Annotated in this window: 1 protein-coding gene; it reads right to left on the reverse strand. The window is 70.5% G+C overall.

The genetic code is table 11. From position 1 onward, the window contains the following. Window positions 1-440 (reverse strand): N-acetyltransferase family protein (locus RAD15_RS43915; protein WP_458184879.1); only part of this gene is annotated, 440 nt, incomplete at both ends.

Consider the following 440-nt stretch of genomic DNA (forward strand, 5'->3'; position numbering starts at 1 on the left):
TTGAAGCCGACCGCTTTCAGCTGGCCGGCCGGTTCGAAGCCGAACGCGCGATGCAGCGACGTCGAGCCGCCGGTGCCGCCGTCGGCGATCACCGCGATCATCTGCCGCCACGGGCCGTCTTCGCAGCGCGCGATCAGCGCGGCGAGCAACGCGCGGCCGATTCCGCGGCCGCGCTGCGCGTCGTCGATGTAGATCGAATCCTCGATCGCGAAGCGGTACGCGCTGCGCGTGCGGTACGGCGTCGCGTACGCGTAGCCGGCCACGCGGCCGTCGCATTCGGCGACGAGATACGGCAGCCCGTGGTTCAGCACCGCGTCGCGGCGTGCGCGCAATTCGGCGACGTCGGGCGGCGTTTCCTCGAACGACGCGACGCTGTGGTGAACGTGATGCGCATAGATCGCGTGGATCGCCTCGAGGTCGGCATCGGTCGCGTCGCGCAC

Source organism: Bradyrhizobium sp. 14AA (assembly GCF_054185205.1).